Source organism: Blautia sp. Marseille-P2398, from assembly GCF_964240315.1.
GTDB classification, from domain to species: Bacteria; Bacillota; Clostridia; order Lachnospirales; family Lachnospiraceae; genus Blautia_A; species Blautia_A wexlerae.
In genome coordinates, this window is record NZ_CAXSTD010000005.1 from 29,341 (window position 1) to 49,468 (window position 20,128).

Here is a 20,128-nt window from a genome sequence, read left to right on the forward strand (position 1 = left end):
GTAACTGTTCAGCAGTTAAAAAATTACAAGTTGAAATTCATTCCGGATTGCCTGCGGCAATGGAATATTGACTTGTATATTCTGTTGGAATGTTCTGTTGGAATGGATTGCTGAAGAATAGTTACCGAAATTTTATAAATGAAGAAGTGTAAAAAGAAGGAAGGAGCACAAAAATCATGAGAAAAGCCGGAGTATTAATGCCAGTTTCCGCACTTCCGTCCCGTATTGGTGCCGGAGAACTTGGAGAATCTGCATTTCAATTTATCGAGTTATTAAAGGAGAATCATGTAAAGATATGGCAGATACTGCCACTGAATCCGGTTGGCTATGGTAATTCCCCATACCAGCCATATTCCTCCTGTGCAGGGGATGAGTTGTATATCAGTCTTGATGCGCTTGCAGAGGAAGGTCTGTTAAAGGAACATCCAAAGGAATTTCAGGAGAGAGCTACAAGAGTAGATTATGAGGCTGTCCGCCAGTACAGAGAGCCTTTCTTAAGAACTGCGTTTGATGTTTTTACAGAGAAAAAGGGACAGGAAGAAACAGCATATAAAGAATTTGCTTCACAGGAATGGGTATATGAGTATGGTGTGTTCCGCGCATTAAAGAAAGCAAATAACGGAGAATGCTGGAATGACTGGCCGGAAGAATATAGAACCTGGCCGGAGAACAGACAGAAGTTACCGGCAGAGGTGGAGACAGAGGCGCAGTATCAGATGTTTCTTCAGTATATTTTCTACACACAGTGGATGAAGGTGAAGAAGGCTGCAAACGATGCTGGAATCCAGATTATGGGAGATGTTCCTTTCTATGTGGGACAGGATTCTGTAGACGTATGGGGTGGAAAAGATAACTTTCTTCTTGATACAGATGGACGTCCGATCTTCATCGCCGGAGTACCGCCTGATTATTTCAGTGCTACAGGGCAGAGATGGGGAAATCCGATCTATGACTGGGAGCATATGAAGGAACAGGATTACAGATTCTGGGTGGACAGGATCGGCTATAGCAACAAATTGTTTGATATTATAAGGATCGACCATTTCCGGGCATTTGATACATACTGGAAAATTCCGGCAGACTGCCCGACTGCTATTGACGGTGAATGGATCGAGGCACCGGGATATGAGGTCATTGATACACTTCAGAAAGAAATTCCGGGATTAGATCTGGTAGCAGAGGATCTGGGGCTGCTTCGTCCGGAGGTTCTGATGCTGAAAGATCATTATCATCTGAAGGGAATGAAGATTCTGATCTTCTCCATAGAAACAGGTGGAAAACATGCCCGAGATACCTTCCATGATGTGGAAAACATGATTTTTTACACAGGAACGCATGACAATGATACGATCATGCAGTGGTATGGAAATATGAGTGCCGCAGCCAGAAGAAAAATCCGCAGGATGTTAAAGAAGGCGGGAGTATCACAGGGCTCTGTCAAGGACAGATTCCTGCAGTATACCATGCAGAATCAGGCAGAATATGCGATCATTCCGTTGGCAGATATTCTTGGACTTGGAAAAGAGGGCCATATCAACACACCGGGAACCATTGGTTCTCCGAACTGGGAGTGGCATTTACCGGATTTTATACAGGCCAAAAAGGAACTGCAGAAATTTGGCAGACTGATCGTGGATACAAAGCGATAAATTTTGGTGACTCCGTAATTTTCTTGGTTTGTTCATGAAAAATTCATTGTTTTCCATAACGGAAAGTGTTAGAATATACAAGTATTGTGTATTATAGTAAGCGTTTGTAATGTTCGCATGCTGCTGACATGTCTGCTGTGGACGGAGTGAACAGAAATTATTCCGCACAGTAGCAATTGTTATATGGCAGCAATGCTTGTATAAAAAAGAAATAAACAGGAGTAAAACCTAATATGAATATGTTTTCAAAAGTATTCGGGACCCGCAGCCAGCGAGAGGTTAAGCGTATCATGCCTCTGGTTGAGAAAATTGAGAGCCTGCGCCCGGACATGCAGAAGTTAAGCGACGAAGAACTCAGAGGAAAAACAAGAGAATTTAAGAAACGTCTTGAAGAGGGAGAGACACTGGATGATCTGCTTCCTGAGGCATTTGCGGTTGTACGTGAAGCAGGCAAGCGTGTTCTTGGAATGGAACATTTCCGTGTGCAGCTTATCGGTGGTATCATTCTCCATCAGGGACGTATCGCAGAGATGAGAACAGGTGAAGGTAAAACACTTGTCGCCACACTTCCGTCATATTTAAATGCACTGGAAGGCAAAGGTGTGCATGTCGTAACAGTCAACGATTACCTGGCTAAACGAGATGCGGAAGAAATGGGAAAGATCCATGAGTTTCTTGGCCTGACAGTCGGTGTTGTTTTAAATGATATGAAGCAGGATGAGCGTCGTGCTGCATATAACTGTGATGTTACCTATGTTACGAACAACGAACTCGGTTTCGATTATCTGCGTGACAACATGGTTATCTATAAAGAACAGCTGGTACAGAGAGATCTGCACTACTGTATCATCGATGAGGTCGACTCCATTCTCATCGACGAGGCACGTACCCCTCTGATCATTTCCGGACAGAGCGGTAAGTCAACCAAGTTATACGAGGCCTGCGATATCCTTGCTCAGCAGTTAGAGCGCGGTGAAGCCAGCCATGAGATGACCAAGATGGCAGCCATCATGGGTGAAGAAGTTATCGAGACAGGTGACTTCGTTGTAAATGAAAAAGATAAGATCGTAAACCTTACAGAGCAGGGCGTTCATAAGGTTGAGAAATTTTTCCATATTGAAAACCTGGCAGATCCGGAGAATCTGGAGATTCAGCATAATATTACACTTGCACTTCGTGCCCATAACCTGATGCATAAGGATCAGGATTATGTAGTTAAAGATGATGAAATCCTTATTGTTGATGAATTCACCGGACGTATCATGCCGGGACGCCGTTATTCAGATGGTCTTCATCAGGCAATCGAAGCGAAAGAGCATGTTAAGATTAAACGTGAGAGCAAGACTCTGGCAACCATCACTTTCCAGAACTTCTTTAATAAATATGATAAGAAGGGCGGTATGACCGGTACAGCTGTCACAGAGGAGAAAGAATTCCGTGATATCTATGCAATGGACGTTGTAGAGATCCCGACTAACAGACCGGTTATCCGAGTTGACCATGAAGATGCTGTTTATATGACAAAGAAAGAGAAATTCAACGCAGTTGTCAATGCTGTAGTGGAAGCTCATGCGAAACAGCAGCCTGTACTGGTCGGTACCATTACGATTGAAACTTCCGAGCTTCTCAGCCGTATGCTGAAGAGACAGGGAATCAAACATAATGTATTGAATGCCAAGTTCCATGAACTTGAGGCAGAGATTGTCTCACAGGCAGGTCAGGCAGGAGCAGTTACGATCGCCACTAACATGGCTGGTCGTGGTACAGATATCAAGCTGGATGATGTGGCAAGAAATGCAGGTGGTCTGATGATCATCGGTACAGAACGTCATGAGTCCAGACGTATTGATAATCAGCTTCGCGGACGTTCCGGACGTCAGGGAGATCCGGGTGAATCCCGTTTCTATATTTCCCTGGAAGATGACCTGATGCGTCTGTTCGGTTCTGAGAGACTGATGAAGATCTTTACATCTCTTGGTGTTGCAGAGAATGAACAGATTGAGCACAAGATGCTTTCCAATGCAATTGAGAAAGCTCAGGAGAAGATTGAGTTTAACAACTTTGGTATCCGTAAGAATCTTCTTGATTATGATCAGGTAAACAATGAACAGCGTGAGATCATCTACAAAGAACGTCGTCAGGTTCTCGACGGTGAGAATATGCGTGAAGCAATCTATAAGATGATCCAGGATACAGTGGATACCTATGTTGATATGTGTTTCTCTGATGATGTAGATTCTGAAGAGTGGGATCTGAATGAATTTAACGGTGTTCTTACTCCGATCATTCCGATCAGACCGCTTACAGCTGAGAGTGTAAAAGGCAAGAAACGCGATGAGATCAGACATGAACTGAAAGAAGAGGCAGTGAAGCTCTATGAAGAAAAAGAAGCAGAGTTCCCGGAACCGGAGCAGCTTCGTGAATTAGAGCGAGTTGTACTTCTGAAATGCATTGACAGCAAGTGGATGGATCACATTGATGATATGGAAATCCTTCGTCAGGGTATCGGACTTGCTGCTTATGGACAGAGAGATCCGGTTGTTGAATATAAAATGAGTGCATTTGATATGTTCAACGAGATGATCACATCCATTCAGGAAGATACTCTTCGTATGCTGTACCATGTACATGTAGAGCAGAAGATCGAGCGTGAACAGGTAGCTAAAGTTACCGGAACAAACAAGGATGACAGTGCCGGTCCTAAGAAACCGGTTCAGAGAAAAGAAATCAAAGTATATCCGAACGATCCCTGCCCATGTGGAAGCGGTAAGAAATACAAACAGTGCTGTGGACGTAAGAATAAGGTCTGACTCGTTTATCTCAGTTGAGAAGACTCCCATTTCTGTATGTGGTGAGTTCATTACTACAGAGCGGGCAGTAATGATTTTGTAAAAAGAACATTGTGAGCAGATCATGTCTGCTGCAAAATAAAAGGGCTGAATCATGAGGCCCTTTTATCGTGCGCAAAAACACGTTAGCGCGTTGAATTGGCAGATTGTGAATATCTGTCTGAACTGTTCAGTACATCCACAGCTATGTGATTATGATTGATGAACAGTCACATAACAATTCCATAAAGGGGGAAAAACAGTATGAAAAGAGAGTCTTTCGGCTCACGCCTTGGTTTTATCCTGGTGTCAGCAGGATGTGCCATCGGTATTGGAAACGTGTGGAAGTTTCCGTATATCTGCGGGGCATATGGAGGCGCAGCCTTTATCCTGATCTACTTATGTTTTCTGGTTATTCTCGGTATTCCGGTTCTGGTAGCAGAATTTGCGGTAGGACGGGGAAGCCACACAAGTGTTGCGAAATGTTTTGACAAACTGGCACCTGCAGGAAACTGCTGGAAGCCATTGAAATTTATTGGTATTATTGGATGTTATATGCTGATGATGTTTTACACAACAGTAGGAGGATGGATGATCTACTATTGTGTGAAGAGTCTGCGGGGAGATTTCGTTGGAGCGACTCCGGAAGCAGTAACACAGTCTTTTTCCGATATGCTGGGAAATGCACCGACGATGATGTTATGGATGGTGATCATCTGTCTGATCGGATTTGCAGTCTGTTTCATGGGATTGCAGAATGGTATTGAAAAAATCTCCAAAGTAATGATGAGTGCACTGCTTATCATTATGGTGATCCTTGCGGTTCATTCAGTAATGATGGAAGGTGCGGGAGAAGGAATCCGCTTCTATCTGGTTCCTGATTTTCAGAAGATTAAGGAAGCAGGAGTTGGTAATGTAGTATTTGCGGCATTGAGTCAGTCATTCTTTACATTATCCATTGGTATTGGTGCCATGCTGATCTTCGGAAGTTATCTGGACAAATCCAGAAGCCTTACCGGAGAGGCGGTAAGCATCACCGTACTCGATACTTTTGTTGCGCTGACAGCAGGATTTATCATTATTCCGGCATGCTTCTCCTATGGAATCCAGCCGGATGCAGGTCCAAGCCTTATCTTTATCACTCTGCCCAATATTTTTGCAAAGATGAGCGGAGGGGCTTTGTGGGGAAGTCTGTTCTTCCTGTTTCTGACATTTGCTGCGGTTTCAACGATCATTGCTGTATTTGAGAACCTGATCGTGTTTAATATGGAACTGTTTGGCTGGAACCGTAAAAAGAGTGTTGTTGTCTGCGCAGTTCTTGTTGTGATCTTAAGCATTCCATGTGTACTTGGATTCAATGTACTTTCCGGATTCCAGCCATTCGGAGATGGAAGCAACATCATGGATCTGGAAGATTTTATTGTTTCTAATAACTTTCTTCCTCTTGGAAGTCTTGGTTACCTTCTGTTTTGTACCAGAAAGAACGGATGGGGATGGGACAATTTTATTGCAGAGGTGAATGCCGGTACAGGCATGAAATTTCCGAAATGTCTGAAAAATTATGTTGCCTATGGAATTCCGGCGATTATCATTGTGATCTATCTGAAAGGTTACTATGATAAATTTGCAGGTCTGGGAACAGCAGCACTGGCCGGATGGATGATCGTGGCACTGGTACTGCTGGGATTCGTATTCTACTGTGCGACAGCGAAGAAGAAAGTGAAACAGTAAGCGGAGCGCGAATATCTGCCCGACCTGAGAACAATAAAAGATGTAATTATGTCTGGGAAGAAAGATTCTTTCAGACATGGTTACATCTTTTTTGTGTTATGGAATTGTTGTGTAAAGGTAGTGGATGCATTATTTTAGAGGATTGCTATAATGAGGCAGTTCTTCGCTGGGGTTGGTTTTGAACTGTTTACGGTATGCCCGGGAAAAAGTGCTGTATTCTGCGAACCCGCTTTCCTGTGCTGCTTTTGTCACAGGCATTCCATTTGAGATCAGAGTACGTGCCATAAGAAGCCGCTTGTTTACAATATAATTATGAAGGGTATAGCCGGTTTCTTGTTTGAACTTCCGCATCAGATGGTACTTGCTTACATAATATCTGGCAGAAAGCGTTTCTACAGATAGATCTTCTTTCAGATTGTGGTTGATATACTGAAGGATACTGGCAATCTGCGAGTCAAAGGTGTAGGATTTTTTATCAAAAATGTACTGCTTTTCCAGAAAGATACGGTTCAGATAAACCATAAACTGAAGAAAAAGTGACTGTGTCAGGATTTCTCTTCCATATTCATCGGATTTTGCAGAATTTTCCAGTTCAAACAGGATGTCTTTCATCTTTTCCTGAAGAGCAGAGTTCAGACGTACCAGATTATAGCTTCGGTCATTTGCTTTCTGGAAGCATTTCAGCAGTTCCTGCCAGGGAATATCGTTTTGGATCCAGAGAATAAAACGTTCATATGGAACAGATGGATCAATCTCCGGGCGGTGGATGGCATGGCGGTTTACCAGAAGAATGTCCCATGGTTTCAGTTGATAAGCTTTTCCTTCTATATGATAAGCAGCCTTGCCGGAGATGAAGATAACTACCTTGTGAAAATCATGATAATGGTAAGAGAATTCCTTTCTGGTCTGGTCTTTAAGATGAAAAAGTCGGAATTGTTCGTTCAGGTATCCTGTTTTTTCTGTCTGATAGAACTGTTCTGATAATAACATATCTGCCTCCGATATCTGCAATGATTATTTAATCGAATCAAGCAAGTCCTCTGTGGAGATTGTGAAAAGAAATAAGCAGTGGAAAGCAATAAGCGGAGGGAAAAGTTTGATTCATGGTATAATCATATCATTTAATGCGCAAATGTACAATTATTACTAAGAATGTAATAAATAGTAACGAATATATTTTATAATTTCTGAGAAAATATGCTACAAAGATATTGACATTATTACACGATAATAGTATCATACAATTACAAAGTAATCGTAAAAACTTTGTAACTATTTCGAAATAGGGTAAAGAAATAGAAAACTGAACAGAGAGGAGTGATGTTGTTGTAAGACTGTTATATCAGAGAACTGATATAATGGTCTTTTTTGTAACACTTACAGAGCATTTTTTGCAATATTTCAAGCATTTTACTCTATATACATGGTAAAAATAATAAAATATAATGAATATAAAGTCAGGATGTGATATGAGAAAATTACCTGACACAAAATTTAACCGAATCAAGTAAGCCCCCTGCTTCAATTGCGAAGAGCAATAAGCAGTGGGTGGGGACTCAGACAAGTGGTGAAGTGAGTTGGAAAGATTGCCCGACAATTGATTATCGATGCAGATACAAAAGCGGGAAGTATCCGGGATTATAAATCAGAAGGAGAGATATGGTTATGGCAAATACAATTATTATGAGTAAATATCAGGGACTTGGAAACGATTATCTGATTCTTGATCCGAAGAAAAATCAGGTACAGCTTCAGGGAAAGAAGATTGCACTTCTCTGCCAGAGAGGATTTGGGCTTGGCGCTGACGGTGTGCTCTATGGACCGGTAGAAATTGATGGGAAATTGGGTGTGCGTATTTTTAACGCAGACGGAAGTGAATCTGCCATCAGTGGAAACGGCGTGCGTATTTTTGCCAAATATCTGATGGACAATGGATATATTACTGAGAAAAAATTTGACATTGAAGCTATGTCAGGCACGATTCATGTGGAATGTCTGAACAGCCGGGCAACGGAATTTAAAGTAAACATGGGAAAACCATCTTTTATCTCCAGCGATATCCCTGTTTCCGGTGAAGTTCGTGAAGTAATTAAGGAGAATTTCGTATTCCATGGAAAAGAATACAAGGCTACCTGCCTGACAGTTGGTAATCCACACTGCATTATTTTTACTGACAATGTAAGTGCAGAAGCTGTAAAGAATCTGGGACCTTATGTGGAAAATGCAGATGAATTTCCGGAGAGAATGAACCTGCAGATCTGCCGTCAGGTCGACAAGGGAAATCTGGAGATTGAAATCTGGGAAAGAGGTTCCGGATATACAAAGGCTTCCGGAACAGGAAGCTGTGCGGCAGCAGCGGCAGCCTATAAGCTGGGGCTGGTAGAATCCCGTATTAATGTAAATCAGCCGGGCGGAATGATACAGATCGATATGGAAGAGGACGGAACTATCTATATGACAGGAACAGTGGGATATATTGCAGATATCAGTGTTGCAGAGAGCTTCTTCTCGTAAATTATACAGGCTTTATGCGCAATTCAGTGTAAAGTATGATTACCCACAGTGTGAAATGTAACGATAAATGATCATTTCACACTGTGGGTAATTCTTTGTTTGTAATTTGCTTAAAGATATGGTATTATTTTAAACGAATTATTTACTAGGACTGCTATAATCTATAGCAATTCAGTCGGTTATCCACAGGGAGTCCGACAGAGAATATTTATAATAAGAAAGTGGGTGAAGCTGTGGTTGAATTAGACCAGTTCAAGAGCATTCTTGCGACTTATACAGAACCATTAGTGGAAGTGAGGGATTCACTTTGACCTGGCTAATAAAGAGCAGAAGGTCGAAGAATTAGAGCGCGAAATGGAAGCGCCTGATTTCTGGGATGATGCAGAAGTTTCCCAGAAGAAAATGAAAGAATTAAAAGACATGAAAGATGATATGGAGACCTATCAGAATCTGGTTACACAGATGGAAGATATGGAAACCATGATCGAGATGGGATATGAGGAGAACGATCCTGCACTGATTCCTGAGATTCAGGAAATGCTGGATGAGTTTCAGAAGGATTTTGACAATATCCGTATCAAGACACTTCTTTCTGGAGAATATGACAGTGAGAATGCTATCATTAAGCTGAATGCAGGAGCAGGCGGAACAGAGGCCTGTGACTGGTGCGGTATGCTTTACCGTATGTACAGCCGCTGGGCAGATAAGAAAGGATTTACCCTGGAAGTGCTGGATTATCTGGACGGCGATGAGGCAGGTATCAAATCTGTTACTTTCCAGGTAAACGGAACAAATGCTTACGGTTATCTGAAATCAGAGAAGGGAGTTCACCGTCTGGTGCGTATTTCTCCTTTCAATGCAGCAGGTAAGCGACAGACATCTTTTGTATCCTGTGATGTTATGCCGGATATCAAGAAGGATCTGGATGTAGAGATCAATGACGATGAGATCCGTATTGATACTTATCGAAGCAGTGGTGCCGGCGGTCAGCATATCAACAAGACATCATCTGCCATCCGTATCACACATTATCCTACCGGAATCGTGGTACAGTGTCAGAATGAACGTTCTCAGCACATGAATAAAGATAAAGCCATGCAGATGCTGAAAGCCAAGCTGTATCTTCTCAAGCAGCAGGAGGCAGAGGAAAAACTCTCCGGTATCCGCGGTGAGGTGACAGATATCGGATGGGGAAATCAGATCCGTTCTTATGTTATGCAGCCATATACCATGGTAAAGGATCATCGTACAAACGAGGAGACCGGAAATGTGGATGCAGTACTTGACGGAGGAATTGATATTTTCATCAATGCATATCTGAAATGGATTGCACTGAAGAAATAAAAGAATAAAAAAGGCTGTCTGAAATCAGGACAGCCTTTTTCGTGTTGAGGCATAATGATTTTACACAATGATTCAGCAGAATATATTTCTTGCGTATTTTTGTGTGGTGTGATAATATATCCAGTGTGTAAAAACAAATGTCTTTAAAGAACGGACAGGTAAATTGATATGCAGAAACCAGTAACAGAGAAAAAGAAATATTTTGTAGTGAGGGAACGTGCGGTTCCGGAAGTCCTGCTGAAGGTTGTGGAGGCAAAGAAGCTTCTGGACTCCGGCAAAGTGGACACTGTACAGGATGCAGCAGAGCGCACAGGAATCAGCAGAAGCTCTTTCTACAAATACAAAGATGATATTTTTCCATTTCATGAAGAGACAAGGGGAAAGACGATCACCTTTATTATCCAGATGGACGATGAACCGGGGCTTTTGTCGGTTGTCCTGCAGACGATTGCACGGTTTCATGGAAACATTCTCACCATTCATCAGAGTATTCCTATCAATGGGGTTGCCACACTTACTCTGAGTGTGGACATTCTTCCGGGCGAGGGGGATGCAGAAGCAATGGTAGAGACGATTGAACAGAATGAAGGAATTCATTATCTGAAAATATTAGGCAGGGAGTAAAAGAAAATGATCAATGTAGCAATTTTAGGATATGGCACAGTTGGAAGCGGTGTATTTGAAGTATTAAATGAAAATAAAGAGAGCATTTCCAGACGTGCCGGACAGGAACTTCATGTAAAATATGTTCTGGATCTTCGTGATTTTCCGGGACAGCCGGTAGAGAAGGTTCTGGTCCATGATTATGAACAGATCGTCAGTGATCCGGAAGTAGATATTGTAGTAGAGGTTATGGGCGGTGTGGAGCCTGCTTATACTTTTGTAAAGAAGGCACTTCTGGCAGGAAAAAATGTCTGCACTTCCAATAAGGCTCTGGTTGCAAAGCATGGCCGCGAGCTGATGGATATTGCAAAGGAAAAGAGCATTAACTTCTTATTTGAAGCAAGCTGTGGCGGCGGAATCCCGATCATTCGTGTCATCAATTCTTCCCTTACAGGAGATGAGATTGACGAAGTAACCGGTATCCTGAACGGAACTACCAACTACATGCTTTATAAGATGAGCACAGAAGGCTGTGAATTTGACACTGTATTAAAGGAAGCACAGCAGAAGGGTTATGCAGAGGCAGATCCTACCGCCGACGTGGCAGGATACGATGCATGCCGTAAGATCGCAATCCTTTCCTCTCTTGCTTATGAGAGATATTTTGATTTTGAAGATATTTATACAGAGGGAATTACAAAGATCACACCTGAAGATATGGAGTATGCTGCGAAGCTTGGCAGAACCATCAAACTTCTTGGAACCAGCCGCAGACTGGCAGACGGAACCTGTTATGCAATGGTAGCACCGTTTATGCTCGGCCAGAACAGCCCTCTTTACAGTGTAAATGATGTGTTTAATGCAGTATTTGTACATGGAAATATGCTTGGAGATGCCATGTTCTATGGAAGCGGTGCAGGTAAACTGCCTACAGCAAGTGCTGTAGTTGGTGATATTGTGGATGCCGCAAAACATCTCCATGTTAACATTGTGACAAACTGGAACAGCACTCCGGCAGTACTGAAACCACTGGATGAAGTGACAGGAAGATTTTTTGTGAGAATTAAAAAAGAAGCAGCAGAAGAAGCGAAGAAGGTATTTGGTGATGTTGAGATCATCAGCCTGGGACAGCTTCCACAGGAATGTGCATTTATCACTGATGAAATGACACAGGGAGCATTTGAAGAGAAACTGGCTCAGATCGGAGATCAGGTACTTGCAAAGATTCGAGTTAAAGATTGATAAACTGACAGATTTCGTGTATCATATAGTGTGCCTGATAAGGTGGACACTGATACAATACTTCAGATAAATATTTGTACAGTGATTACTGTAAACAGAACAGGAAAGGGAAGATATGAGAATCTTCTCTTTCCTGTAAACTTATTATGGAGGAAGTAAAACAATGTTGATTGTCAAGAAATTTGGCGGTACATCGGTTGCAAATAAAGAACGTATCTTTAATGTTGCCAACCGCTGTATAGAAGAGTACAGAAAAGGAAATGACGTGGTTGTCGTTCTGTCCGCAATGGGGAAATATACGGATGAACTGATCACTATGGCAAGGGATGTCAATGAGAAACCGCCGAAAAGAGAGATGGATATGCTCTTTACCATTGGAGAACAGATGTCTGTTGCACTGATGGCAATGGCGATGGATAAACTGGGAGTTCCTGCGGTTTCCCTGAATGCTTTTCAGGTTTCCATGCATACGACAAGCAGTCATGGAAATGCACGTTTAAAAAGAATTGATACAGAGCGTATCAGAAGAGAGCTGGACAGCAAAAAGATTGTAATAGTTACCGGCTTTCAGGGAGTTGACAAGTATGATGATTATACGACTCTTGGAAGAGGCGGTTCTGACACAACAGCGGTTGCTCTTGCGGCTGCTCTTCATGCAGATGCCTGTGAAATCTATACAGATGTAGATGGTGTTTACACAGCAGATCCGCGTAAGGTTCCGAAAGCAAGAAAGCTCAAAGAGATCACTTACGATGAAATGCTTGACCTTGCGACTCTCGGGGCAGGTGTGCTTCACAACCGTTCTGTGGAGATGGCGAAGAAATATGGCGTGCCGCTTGTGGTACGTTCAAGTTTAAACAACAGTGAAGGAACTGTGGTAAAGGAGGAAGTTACAGTGGAGAGAATGTTGATCAGCGGTGTTGCGCTGGATACAGATGCAGTGAGAATTGCGGTAATCGGATTAAAGGATGAGCCGGGTGTAGCTTTTAAATTATTTGATACCCTTGCGAAGAAGAATATTAATGTAGATGTGATCCTGCAGTCTATCGGACGTGCGGGCAGAAAGGACATTTCCTTCACAGTAGATGGAAATGATCTGGATGATGCAGTTGCAGTTCTGGATGCAAATCAGGCAAGACTTGGATTTGCAGAGCTTCATTCTGAGAGAAATATTGCGAAGCTTTCCATCGTAGGTGCAGGAATGATGAGTAATCCCGGAGTAGCTGCAAAGATGTTTGAGAGCCTCTATAATGAGGGCGTAAACATCAACATGATTTCTACATCCGAGATTCGTGTGACAGTTCTGATCAATGAAAAGGACGGCGTGCGCGCAATGAATGCAGTACATGATGCCTTTGGTCTGGCAGACTGATTTAGGAGAATTACATGACATCGAGACGTGAATTAAAAAACTATGCGAAGCAGGCCATGTCAGGAAAATATGGGATACTAATCTTGGCATTTGTTGCAGTTCAGGCACTGGCTCTGATCAGCAGCATGATATCCTCGGCTTTATTTCCGGGAGAGGAAACAATTGATATTGTGTTGTCGTATGCATTTACATTTATTCTGACTCTGCTGATCAATGTGGTAGCGGCAGGTATGAATTATATGTATCTGAATATTGCCAGAGGGAAAGCATACTCATTAAATGATCTGTTTTATTTTTACAGACATCACCCGGACAGAGTGATCGTTGCCGGATTTTTTATGGCAGTACTGAATCTGCTTACCATGCTGCCCTATACGATTTACAGTAATGCGAATCTTCCGGGTGAAGATGCTTCTGTGGAGGTGCTGATCACCTGGCTGTATACAGGTGCTGTTCTGATGATCGTAGGAATGATTGTTTATCAGATTCTGGTCATTCCTCTGGAGATGACTTATTATATTCTGGCAGATAAGCCGGAATTGAAAAGTACAGAGGCTATGAAGGAGAGTCTGGAGATGATGCATGGAAACTTCGGAAGATATCTGATGCTGAAGATAAGCTTTATCCCATTGATGTTTCTTTCTGTTTTTACGTTCTATATTGCACTCTTGTGGATATTTCCATATATGGCTATGACAGAAGTAATGTTCTATCGTGATCTGACAGGGGAGCTTAAAGTGCAGAAAGAGGAAGAAGAACGTGTGGCACGAGACTATGTGAATCCCATGTTTGACAGCTATTCACAGAACGAACAGCCACAGGAAGATCAGACGCATCCGCAGCAGTTCTGGAGTGTGACAGGTGATTCATCAGTGGCTTCGGATGAGAACAAAGAAGTGCAGAATAATGCAGCAAGTGAGAATACCCAGGATAGTTTGTATGGTTCTGTGGAAAATAATAGAACGACACAGGATAACCCATATGATTCTTCAGAGAGTAAAGAAGTACAGGACGGCCTGCAGAGTCAGACAATTCCGGAAGAGGAAGAAGATAACGAACCAAAACCATGGGATGAATACTTCAATAGCTTGAAATAAAATCATAATATGAAAGACCTTTAACTGACACAATGTAAAAATGTTGATAAAGGTCTTTTTTATTTTTATTAATTTGGTTTTACTGAATTTTCTCATTTATAATGGTGGAAAAAGCTTATACGTAAATGGTATAATAGGAATAATTGCTGGTAGCATAAATATATTTGAGGAAGGTTTTTACAATTATGAACACAAATGAAATCAGTGGAAAACGTCAGATGGAGTTTCTGGCGGAGTTTGATTATATCAGAGAGGCAGGAACTGTAGGAGAGGAAAAAGCAGCAACGATTATTCAGGAAACATTGAATAGTTTTGGTGTGGAGAACCATCTGGAAGAGTTTTGTTTTGAAACTTTTCAGGTAAAAAAGGCGAAGCTTACGATAACGGAACCATATGCAAAAGAATACATCGTAACCGGATATGGAAGATGTGCCAATACAGATGAGAATGGACGGAATGAATCTTTTTTGTATGTGGAGAATGCTGATGAGATCAGCCTCGCAAATGCCAGAGGAAAAATTGTTATGGTAAATGACCCGGTAAGAAAGGAACTGTACCAGAAACTGGTGAAAGCAGGTGTAGCCGGTTTTATCAGTATTGCCGGTTCCCCATTGGACGAGGGCGTAGATTTGACACCGCGTGCATACAGCTTACCGAAGAATCTGCCAGGTGAAGAGAAAAAAGCAGCCGGGATAGAAGCGGCAAATTACGATAACAGAATTCCGGGTGTAAGCATTCATTATAAAGATGCTGTCGAACTAGTGACAAGAGGGGCAGCTAAGGCTTGCCTGTCCGTAGAACAGGAGACAGTGACACGTACATCCCGAAATGTAGTGGCACGAATCAAAGGAACAGATAAAGCAGAGGAGATCCTGACTCTTACTGCACACTATGATTCAGTACCGGAGGGACCTGGTGCTTACGATAATATGTCCGGTGCCGCGATCATCATGGAACTTTGCAGATATTTCAAAGAACACAGACCACGCAGAACAATGGAATTCGTATGGTTTGGTGCAGAAGAGAAAGGTCTGCTTGGAAGTCGGAACTATATTAAAGAACATGAAACAGAACTTCCGGCTCATCGTTTCAATATGAATGTAGACCTCGCAGGACAGCTTGTGGGCGGAACGGTTGTAGGAGTGACAGGTGATGCGTCAATCTGCAATATGATCACATATATGGCTCATGAGACAGGAATCGGCATGTCTACAAAGAATCAGATCTGGGGAAGCGATTCTAACACCTTTGCGTGGAAAGGTATTCCGGCTATGACATTAAACAGGGATGGATTTGGCATGCATACACGTCATGATACCATTGCACTGCTGTCGGACTGGTCGTTGGAGAGAAGCGCGATTTTACTGGGGCATATCGCGGACAGACTGGGAAACATCGAAATTTTTCCGTTTGAACGGAAAGTGCCGGAAGAGTTTATCAGACAACTGGATGAATATTTTGGCTAATGTTATTCCGGCAGTATGTATCATATTGGCAGAATCAATCCCACACTTGACAAATGAACGCCAGATTGATACCCTATCACAAGAGCGTTTTTTATGCTATAGAAGAAAAACAATGTGGATGCAAGGGTCGATTACACGTATCTGCATTCTGAAAAGCAACAAGAGGAGATAAAAAATTAATGGATATTATTCAGGTAATCACACAGGAATTGAAAGTGGAGAAATGGCAGGTAGAAGCCGCAGTCAAATTAATTGACGAAGGCAACACCATCCCATTCATTTCCCGATACAGAAAAGAAGCAACAGGTTCCCTTAATGATGAGCAGCTTCGTACACTCTTTGAGAGACTGACGTATCTGAGAAATCTGGAAGATAAGAAGAATCAGGTATTAAAGAGCATCGAAGACCAGGGCAAGCTGACTGAGGAACTGAAGAAACAGATTCTGGATGCCCAGACACTGGTTGTAGTAGAGGACTTATACAGACCATATCGCCCGAAACGTCGTACCCGTGCGACAATTGCCAAAGAGAAAGGGCTGGAACCACTGGCAGATATCATTCTTCTGCAGATGACAGACAAGCCGGTAGAAGAGGAAGCCAGGGCGTATGTCTCCGAAGAAAAGGGTGTTAAGAATGTTGCAGAAGCATTGAACGGAGCTAAAGATATTATTGCAGAGCGTATTTCCGATGAAGCAGACTATCGTATCTACATCCGTAACCTGACAACAAAGAACGGAAGTATTTCTTCCACAGCAAAGAATGCGGAAACTCAGTCTGTATATGAGATGTATTATGAATTTGAGGAGCCGGTCAGGAAATTGGCAGGACACCGTATTCTTGCGTTAAACCGTGGTGAGAAAGAGAAATTTATCACTGTTAAAGTAAATGCACCGGAGGAAGACATCCTTCGTTATTTAAATAAGAGAGTGATCAAAAAAGACAACCCGAATACAACTCCGATTCTGAAAGCAGTTGTAGAAGACAGTTACAAACGTCTGATCGGACCGGCTATCGAGCGAGAAATCCGCAGTGATCTTACTGATAAGGCAGAAGACGGCGCGATCCATGTATTCGGCAAGAATCTGGAACAGCTTCTGATGCAGCCTCCAATCGCAGGCAAAGTCGTACTTGGATGGGACCCTGCGTTCCGTACAGGCTGTAAGCTGGCAGTTGTAGATGCAACAGGTAAAGTTCTGGATACAACAGTTGTTTATCCCACAGCTCCGACTACTGAGAAAAAGATCCGTGCTGCCAAGGATACAGTGGAAGGTATGATCGAAAAATACGGTGTATCCCTTATTTCAGTAGGAAACGGTACAGCATGTCGTGAATCCGAGCAGGTGATCGTAGATATGCTCAAAGAAATCCCGGAAAAAAAGGTGCAGTATGTTATCACAAATGAGGCAGGAGCATCTGTGTATTCTGCAAGCAAACTGGCTACAGAGGAATTCCCGAATTTTGATGTAGGACAGAGAAGTGCGGCTTCCATTGCAAGACGTGTACAGGATCCGCTTGCAGAACTGGTTAAGATCGATCCGAAATCTATCGGTGTGGGTCAGTATCAGCATGATATGAACCAGAAGAAACTGGATGAAGCATTAAGCGGCGTTGTAGAAGACAGCGTAAATAAAGTTGGTGTAGATTTAAATACAGCATCTGCATCTCTGCTTGAGTATATTTCCGGTATCAGCAAAGCAATTGCCAAAAATATCGTAGCTTACAGAGAAGAGAACGGTCAGTTTACAGACAGAAAAGAACTTCTCAAAGTAGCGAAATTAGGACCGAAGGCATTTGAACAGTGTGCAGGTTTCATGCGTATTTCCGGTGGAAAGAATCCTCTGGATGCAACAAGTGTACATCCTGAGAGCTATGAAGCAGCATCTGCACTTCTTTCAAAACTTGGATATAAGCCAAATGATGTTGTGGCAGGAAATCTCCTTGGACTTTCCCTGCAGGTAAAAGACTATAAGAAGATGGCAGCAGAACTGGGAATCGGTGAGATCACACTTCGTGATATTGTAAAGGAACTGGAGAAACCGGCAAGAGATCCTCGTGATGACATGCCGAAACCGATCCTTCGTTCAGACGTTCTTGAAATGAAAGATCTGAAAGAAGGAATGGTGCTGAAGGGAACTGTCCGTAATGTTATTGATTTCGGTGCATTTGTAGATATCGGTGTACATCAGGACGGTCTGGTGCACATTTCCGAGATGACAGAGAGATTTATCAAACATCCTCTGGAAGCGGTGAGTGTAGGGGATATCGTAGATGTAAGAGTAATCGGAGTTGATATGAAGAAAAAACGTATCAGCTTATCCATGAAAGGATTAAATAAATAACATCAATAAAACAGGGATTACCACTGCAGACCGGATATCTGCAGGAGTGATCCCTGTTTTTGGGGGTACTGCTGTCTGCAGTAACAGTTATTCTGTTTCCCGGTGTGATGTGAGGTGTTCTTCAAGGCTGCGTGCTGCAATGCTCTGTGGCCTTTTTACATTGCGGATCAGACAGATCTTTCGTTCAGGAAGAGGCTCTTCAATGGGAATCTGGACGATTTTCCCCTGAGCAATATGTTCAGCAGCAAGCTCTTCAGGGAAGAATCCGATTCCCAGGTTGTGCTGCACCATAGGGAAGATCTGGTCAGTAGTTGCCACTTCCATATCAGGTGAGAAGGGAAGGTTATGGCGCATAAAATACTGTGTATATAATTCTCTTGTACTGCTTCCGGGAGCAATCCCGATCAGAGGGATATCCTGCAGATCCTGAAGACAGTGTTTGTTGGAAGCTGTTTCCGCATATTCCTCTCCACCTATAAGGATCTCGCGGAAAGAATAGAGGGGAATTCTCTGAAGTGGTTTTTTCAGAGCGACAGGTGTGGTAACTACTGCAAAGTCTACCAGACCGTTTTCCAGTGCCTGAACTGCCTGTGGTGTGGAATGATTAGAAATCCTCAGCTTCACATGTGGATAACGGTGATGAAAGACTTCCAGTTCGTTCAGCAGGAATAAACGCAGTGCGATTTCACTGGCACCAATATTTACAAGTCCGCTTTCCAGACCTTTATCTTTGAGAAGTTCATTTTCTCCTGATACAAGCTGTTCTATTGCAATTGATACATGTTCAAAAAGTCTTTCTCCTTCAATGGTCAGCTGTACTCCGCGATTGGAACGGATAAAAAGTTTACATCCCAGCTCATTCTCCAGAATATTCATACACCGGGTAATGTTAGGCTGATTGTTTCCCATAACGTCGGCTGCTTTGGAAAAACTCTTATACTGGGCAACATAGTAAAAAATACGATAATAATCAAGAATCATGATACAGTCGGCTCCTTATGCTATATAAAAATAGAATATCTGATATAGAAAAATAACGTTTGTATATCAATGTGTGAATCAGTATAATACGACTGGGTCAAAAAATCAATATAAAAGTCCTGACAATAGGACGGAGACCAAAAGGGAAGGGAGATTACCGAATATGACAACAGCAAATAAGACAATTAAGATTAATGACGTAGAGGCAGCAAAGAAACTGGTCTGTGCGGCAGTCAGATGTCCATTTGATATTGACATTGTATCTAAAGGAAAAATTTTTATTGATGCCAAATCTATTCTCGGAGTATTAAGCCTTGATGTGGAAGAACCTCTGGAACTTAAATATGATGGTTATGATGAGGATTTTGAATCAGTGATCGCAGGTCTGGCATGTTAAGATTAAAGAAAGGAATTCGCAGGTGCAGATGACATCTACAAATCTTCTATATATTTATGTGATTATCATTAATGTAGTCACATTTTTTATCTATGGCTTGGATAAAAGCAGGGCAAAAGCCGGACAGTGGCGCATACCGGAAGCGCAGCTGATATTTCTGGCGGTGATCGGAGGGTCGGTGGGAGCTCTGGCCGGTATGAAGGTATTTCATCATAAAACAAGAAAGCCGAAATTTAAGACAGGAGTTCCGGCGATACTGATTATTCAACTAATTATTTATTTTCTGTTTTCGGGAAATGAGGGGATTATTCTGCGCTTATAGCAATTCTTATAAATAACGCATATTGATTTTAGCTCATCAGAGCGTGAAATCCTGTGTCAGTAAAGCGGATATATTGTCCGCTTTCTTTTTTTGCCCGAATAAAATTGATTGTTACAGAGAATGAGGTATGTTATGCTACTCTTATATGAGAATTGCGGGATCTGCAAAGTAGCGGAGTAATTCGTAGATACCAAGTCAGGGGAAAGACATCTTTTAACCCTGATATTATATGAAAAGCTGCCT

15 protein-coding genes are annotated in these 20,128 nt (G+C 42.4%); 13 read left to right on the forward strand and 2 right to left on the reverse strand.

The window, feature by feature from the left end; translation table 11 throughout:
* Window positions 1–176: 176 nt before the first annotated feature.
* The 3 genes from malQ to ACESZG_RS07250 all read left to right on the forward strand — a co-directional run bounded on the left by malQ (window position 177) and on the right by ACESZG_RS07250 (window position 6,208).
* Window positions 177–1,649: a 4-alpha-glucanotransferase gene (malQ, locus tag ACESZG_RS07240; protein WP_373217851.1), complete on the forward strand. Its 1,473-nt coding sequence runs from the start codon at window positions 177–179 to the stop codon at window positions 1,647–1,649.
* Between the two features lie 233 nt (window positions 1,650–1,882).
* Complete coding sequence (gene secA, locus ACESZG_RS07245; protein ID WP_008706273.1) at window positions 1,883–4,459, forward strand: preprotein translocase subunit SecA; 2,577 nt, start codon at window positions 1,883–1,885, stop codon at window positions 4,457–4,459.
* A gap of 282 nt (window positions 4,460–4,741) precedes the next feature.
* Complete coding sequence (locus ACESZG_RS07250) at window positions 4,742–6,208, forward strand: sodium-dependent transporter (RefSeq protein WP_373217853.1); 1,467 nt, start codon at window positions 4,742–4,744, stop codon at window positions 6,206–6,208.
* A gap of 129 nt (window positions 6,209–6,337) precedes the next feature.
* On the opposite strand, the gene ACESZG_RS07255 is transcribed toward ACESZG_RS07250, so the two are convergent.
* On the reverse strand, window positions 6,338–7,198 hold the full coding sequence (locus tag ACESZG_RS07255) for an AraC family transcriptional regulator (protein ID WP_008706276.1): 861 nt from the start codon (window positions 7,196–7,198) through the stop codon (window positions 6,338–6,340).
* Between the two features lie 675 nt (window positions 7,199–7,873).
* Here ACESZG_RS07255 and dapF point away from each other — a divergent pair.
* From dapF to ACESZG_RS07295, 8 genes are all read left to right on the forward strand, one after another.
* Window positions 7,874–8,722: a diaminopimelate epimerase gene (gene dapF, locus ACESZG_RS07260; RefSeq protein WP_330597476.1), complete on the forward strand. Its 849-nt coding sequence runs from the start codon at window positions 7,874–7,876 to the stop codon at window positions 8,720–8,722.
* Between the two features lie 233 nt (window positions 8,723–8,955).
* Window positions 8,956–10,066, forward strand: a protein-coding gene (prfB, locus tag ACESZG_RS07265; RefSeq protein WP_096788358.1) for a peptide chain release factor 2 whose coding sequence is annotated in 2 segments (ribosomal slippage) — window positions 8,956–9,030 and window positions 9,032–10,066 — 1,110 coding nt in all. Because the reading frame shifts where the segments join, the coding sequence is not laid out codon by codon here.
* 168 nt (window positions 10,067–10,234) lie between these two features.
* Window positions 10,235–10,690 carry an ACT domain-containing protein gene (locus tag ACESZG_RS07270; RefSeq protein WP_022380012.1) on the forward strand — a complete coding sequence of 152 codons (456 nt, stop codon included), beginning with the start codon at window positions 10,235–10,237 and terminating at the stop codon, window positions 10,688–10,690.
* A gap of 6 nt (window positions 10,691–10,696) precedes the next feature.
* Entirely contained in the window at window positions 10,697–11,911 is a 1,215-nt protein-coding gene (locus ACESZG_RS07275; protein WP_373217856.1) for a homoserine dehydrogenase, read from the forward strand.
* Window positions 11,912–12,074: 163 nt separating this feature from the next.
* On the forward strand, window positions 12,075–13,283 hold the full coding sequence (locus tag ACESZG_RS07280; RefSeq protein WP_062808119.1) for an aspartate kinase: 1,209 nt from the start codon (window positions 12,075–12,077) through the stop codon (window positions 13,281–13,283).
* 14 nt (window positions 13,284–13,297) lie between these two features.
* Window positions 13,298–14,380, forward strand: a complete 1,083-nt coding sequence (locus ACESZG_RS07285; RefSeq protein WP_215679977.1) for a DUF975 family protein — start codon at window positions 13,298–13,300, stop codon at window positions 14,378–14,380.
* Between the two features lie 185 nt (window positions 14,381–14,565).
* The gene (locus ACESZG_RS07290) at window positions 14,566–15,846 is read left to right on the forward strand and encodes a M28 family metallopeptidase (RefSeq protein ID WP_055201029.1); all 1,281 of its coding nucleotides are present in this window, start codon (window positions 14,566–14,568) and stop codon (window positions 15,844–15,846) included.
* Window positions 15,847–16,025: 179 nt separating this feature from the next.
* A complete protein-coding gene (locus tag ACESZG_RS07295; RefSeq protein WP_022380016.1) occupies window positions 16,026–18,185 on the forward strand; it encodes a Tex family protein in 2,160 nt (719 codons plus the stop codon).
* 87 nt (window positions 18,186–18,272) lie between these two features.
* Here ACESZG_RS07295 and ACESZG_RS07300 read toward each other — a convergent pair whose 3' ends face one another.
* Window positions 18,273–19,166 carry a LysR family transcriptional regulator gene (locus tag ACESZG_RS07300; protein WP_008706289.1) on the reverse strand — a complete coding sequence of 298 codons (894 nt, stop codon included), beginning with the start codon at window positions 19,164–19,166 and terminating at the stop codon, window positions 18,273–18,275.
* Between the two features lie 163 nt (window positions 19,167–19,329).
* On the opposite strand from ACESZG_RS07300, the gene ACESZG_RS07305 reads away from it, so the two are divergent.
* Window positions 19,330–19,563: an HPr family phosphocarrier protein gene (locus ACESZG_RS07305; protein WP_020993651.1), complete on the forward strand. Its 234-nt coding sequence runs from the start codon at window positions 19,330–19,332 to the stop codon at window positions 19,561–19,563.
* Between the two features lie 28 nt (window positions 19,564–19,591).
* The gene (locus tag ACESZG_RS07310) at window positions 19,592–19,885 is read left to right on the forward strand and encodes a DUF1294 domain-containing protein (protein ID WP_020993650.1); all 294 of its coding nucleotides are present in this window, start codon (window positions 19,592–19,594) and stop codon (window positions 19,883–19,885) included.
* The last annotated feature ends 243 nt before the right edge of the window (window positions 19,886–20,128 follow it).

What these genes read in the sequence shown, in the direction of transcription:
- malQ (WP_373217851.1), top strand. Translation starts at nt 177, where the DNA reads ATGAGAAAAGCCGGAGTATTAATGCCAGTTTCCGCACTTCCGTCCCGT.
- secA (WP_008706273.1), top strand. Translation starts at nt 1,883, where the DNA reads ATGAATATGTTTTCAAAAGTATTCGGGACCCGCAGCCAGCGAGAGGTT.
- ACESZG_RS07250 (WP_373217853.1), top strand. Translation starts at nt 4,742, where the DNA reads ATGAAAAGAGAGTCTTTCGGCTCACGCCTTGGTTTTATCCTGGTGTCA.
- ACESZG_RS07255 (WP_008706276.1), bottom strand. Translation starts at nt 7,198, where the DNA reads ATGTTATTATCAGAACAGTTCTATCAGACAGAAAAAACAGGATACCTG.
- dapF (WP_330597476.1), top strand. Translation starts at nt 7,874, where the DNA reads ATGGCAAATACAATTATTATGAGTAAATATCAGGGACTTGGAAACGAT.
- ACESZG_RS07270 (WP_022380012.1), top strand. Translation starts at nt 10,235, where the DNA reads ATGCAGAAACCAGTAACAGAGAAAAAGAAATATTTTGTAGTGAGGGAA.
- ACESZG_RS07275 (WP_373217856.1), top strand. Translation starts at nt 10,697, where the DNA reads ATGATCAATGTAGCAATTTTAGGATATGGCACAGTTGGAAGCGGTGTA.
- ACESZG_RS07280 (WP_062808119.1), top strand. Translation starts at nt 12,075, where the DNA reads ATGTTGATTGTCAAGAAATTTGGCGGTACATCGGTTGCAAATAAAGAA.
- ACESZG_RS07285 (WP_215679977.1), top strand. Translation starts at nt 13,298, where the DNA reads ATGACATCGAGACGTGAATTAAAAAACTATGCGAAGCAGGCCATGTCA.
- ACESZG_RS07290 (WP_055201029.1), top strand. Translation starts at nt 14,566, where the DNA reads ATGAACACAAATGAAATCAGTGGAAAACGTCAGATGGAGTTTCTGGCG.
- ACESZG_RS07295 (WP_022380016.1), top strand. Translation starts at nt 16,026, where the DNA reads ATGGATATTATTCAGGTAATCACACAGGAATTGAAAGTGGAGAAATGG.
- ACESZG_RS07300 (WP_008706289.1), bottom strand. Translation starts at nt 19,166, where the DNA reads ATGATTCTTGATTATTATCGTATTTTTTACTATGTTGCCCAGTATAAG.
- ACESZG_RS07305 (WP_020993651.1), top strand. Translation starts at nt 19,330, where the DNA reads ATGACAACAGCAAATAAGACAATTAAGATTAATGACGTAGAGGCAGCA.
- ACESZG_RS07310 (WP_020993650.1), top strand. Translation starts at nt 19,592, where the DNA reads ATGACATCTACAAATCTTCTATATATTTATGTGATTATCATTAATGTA.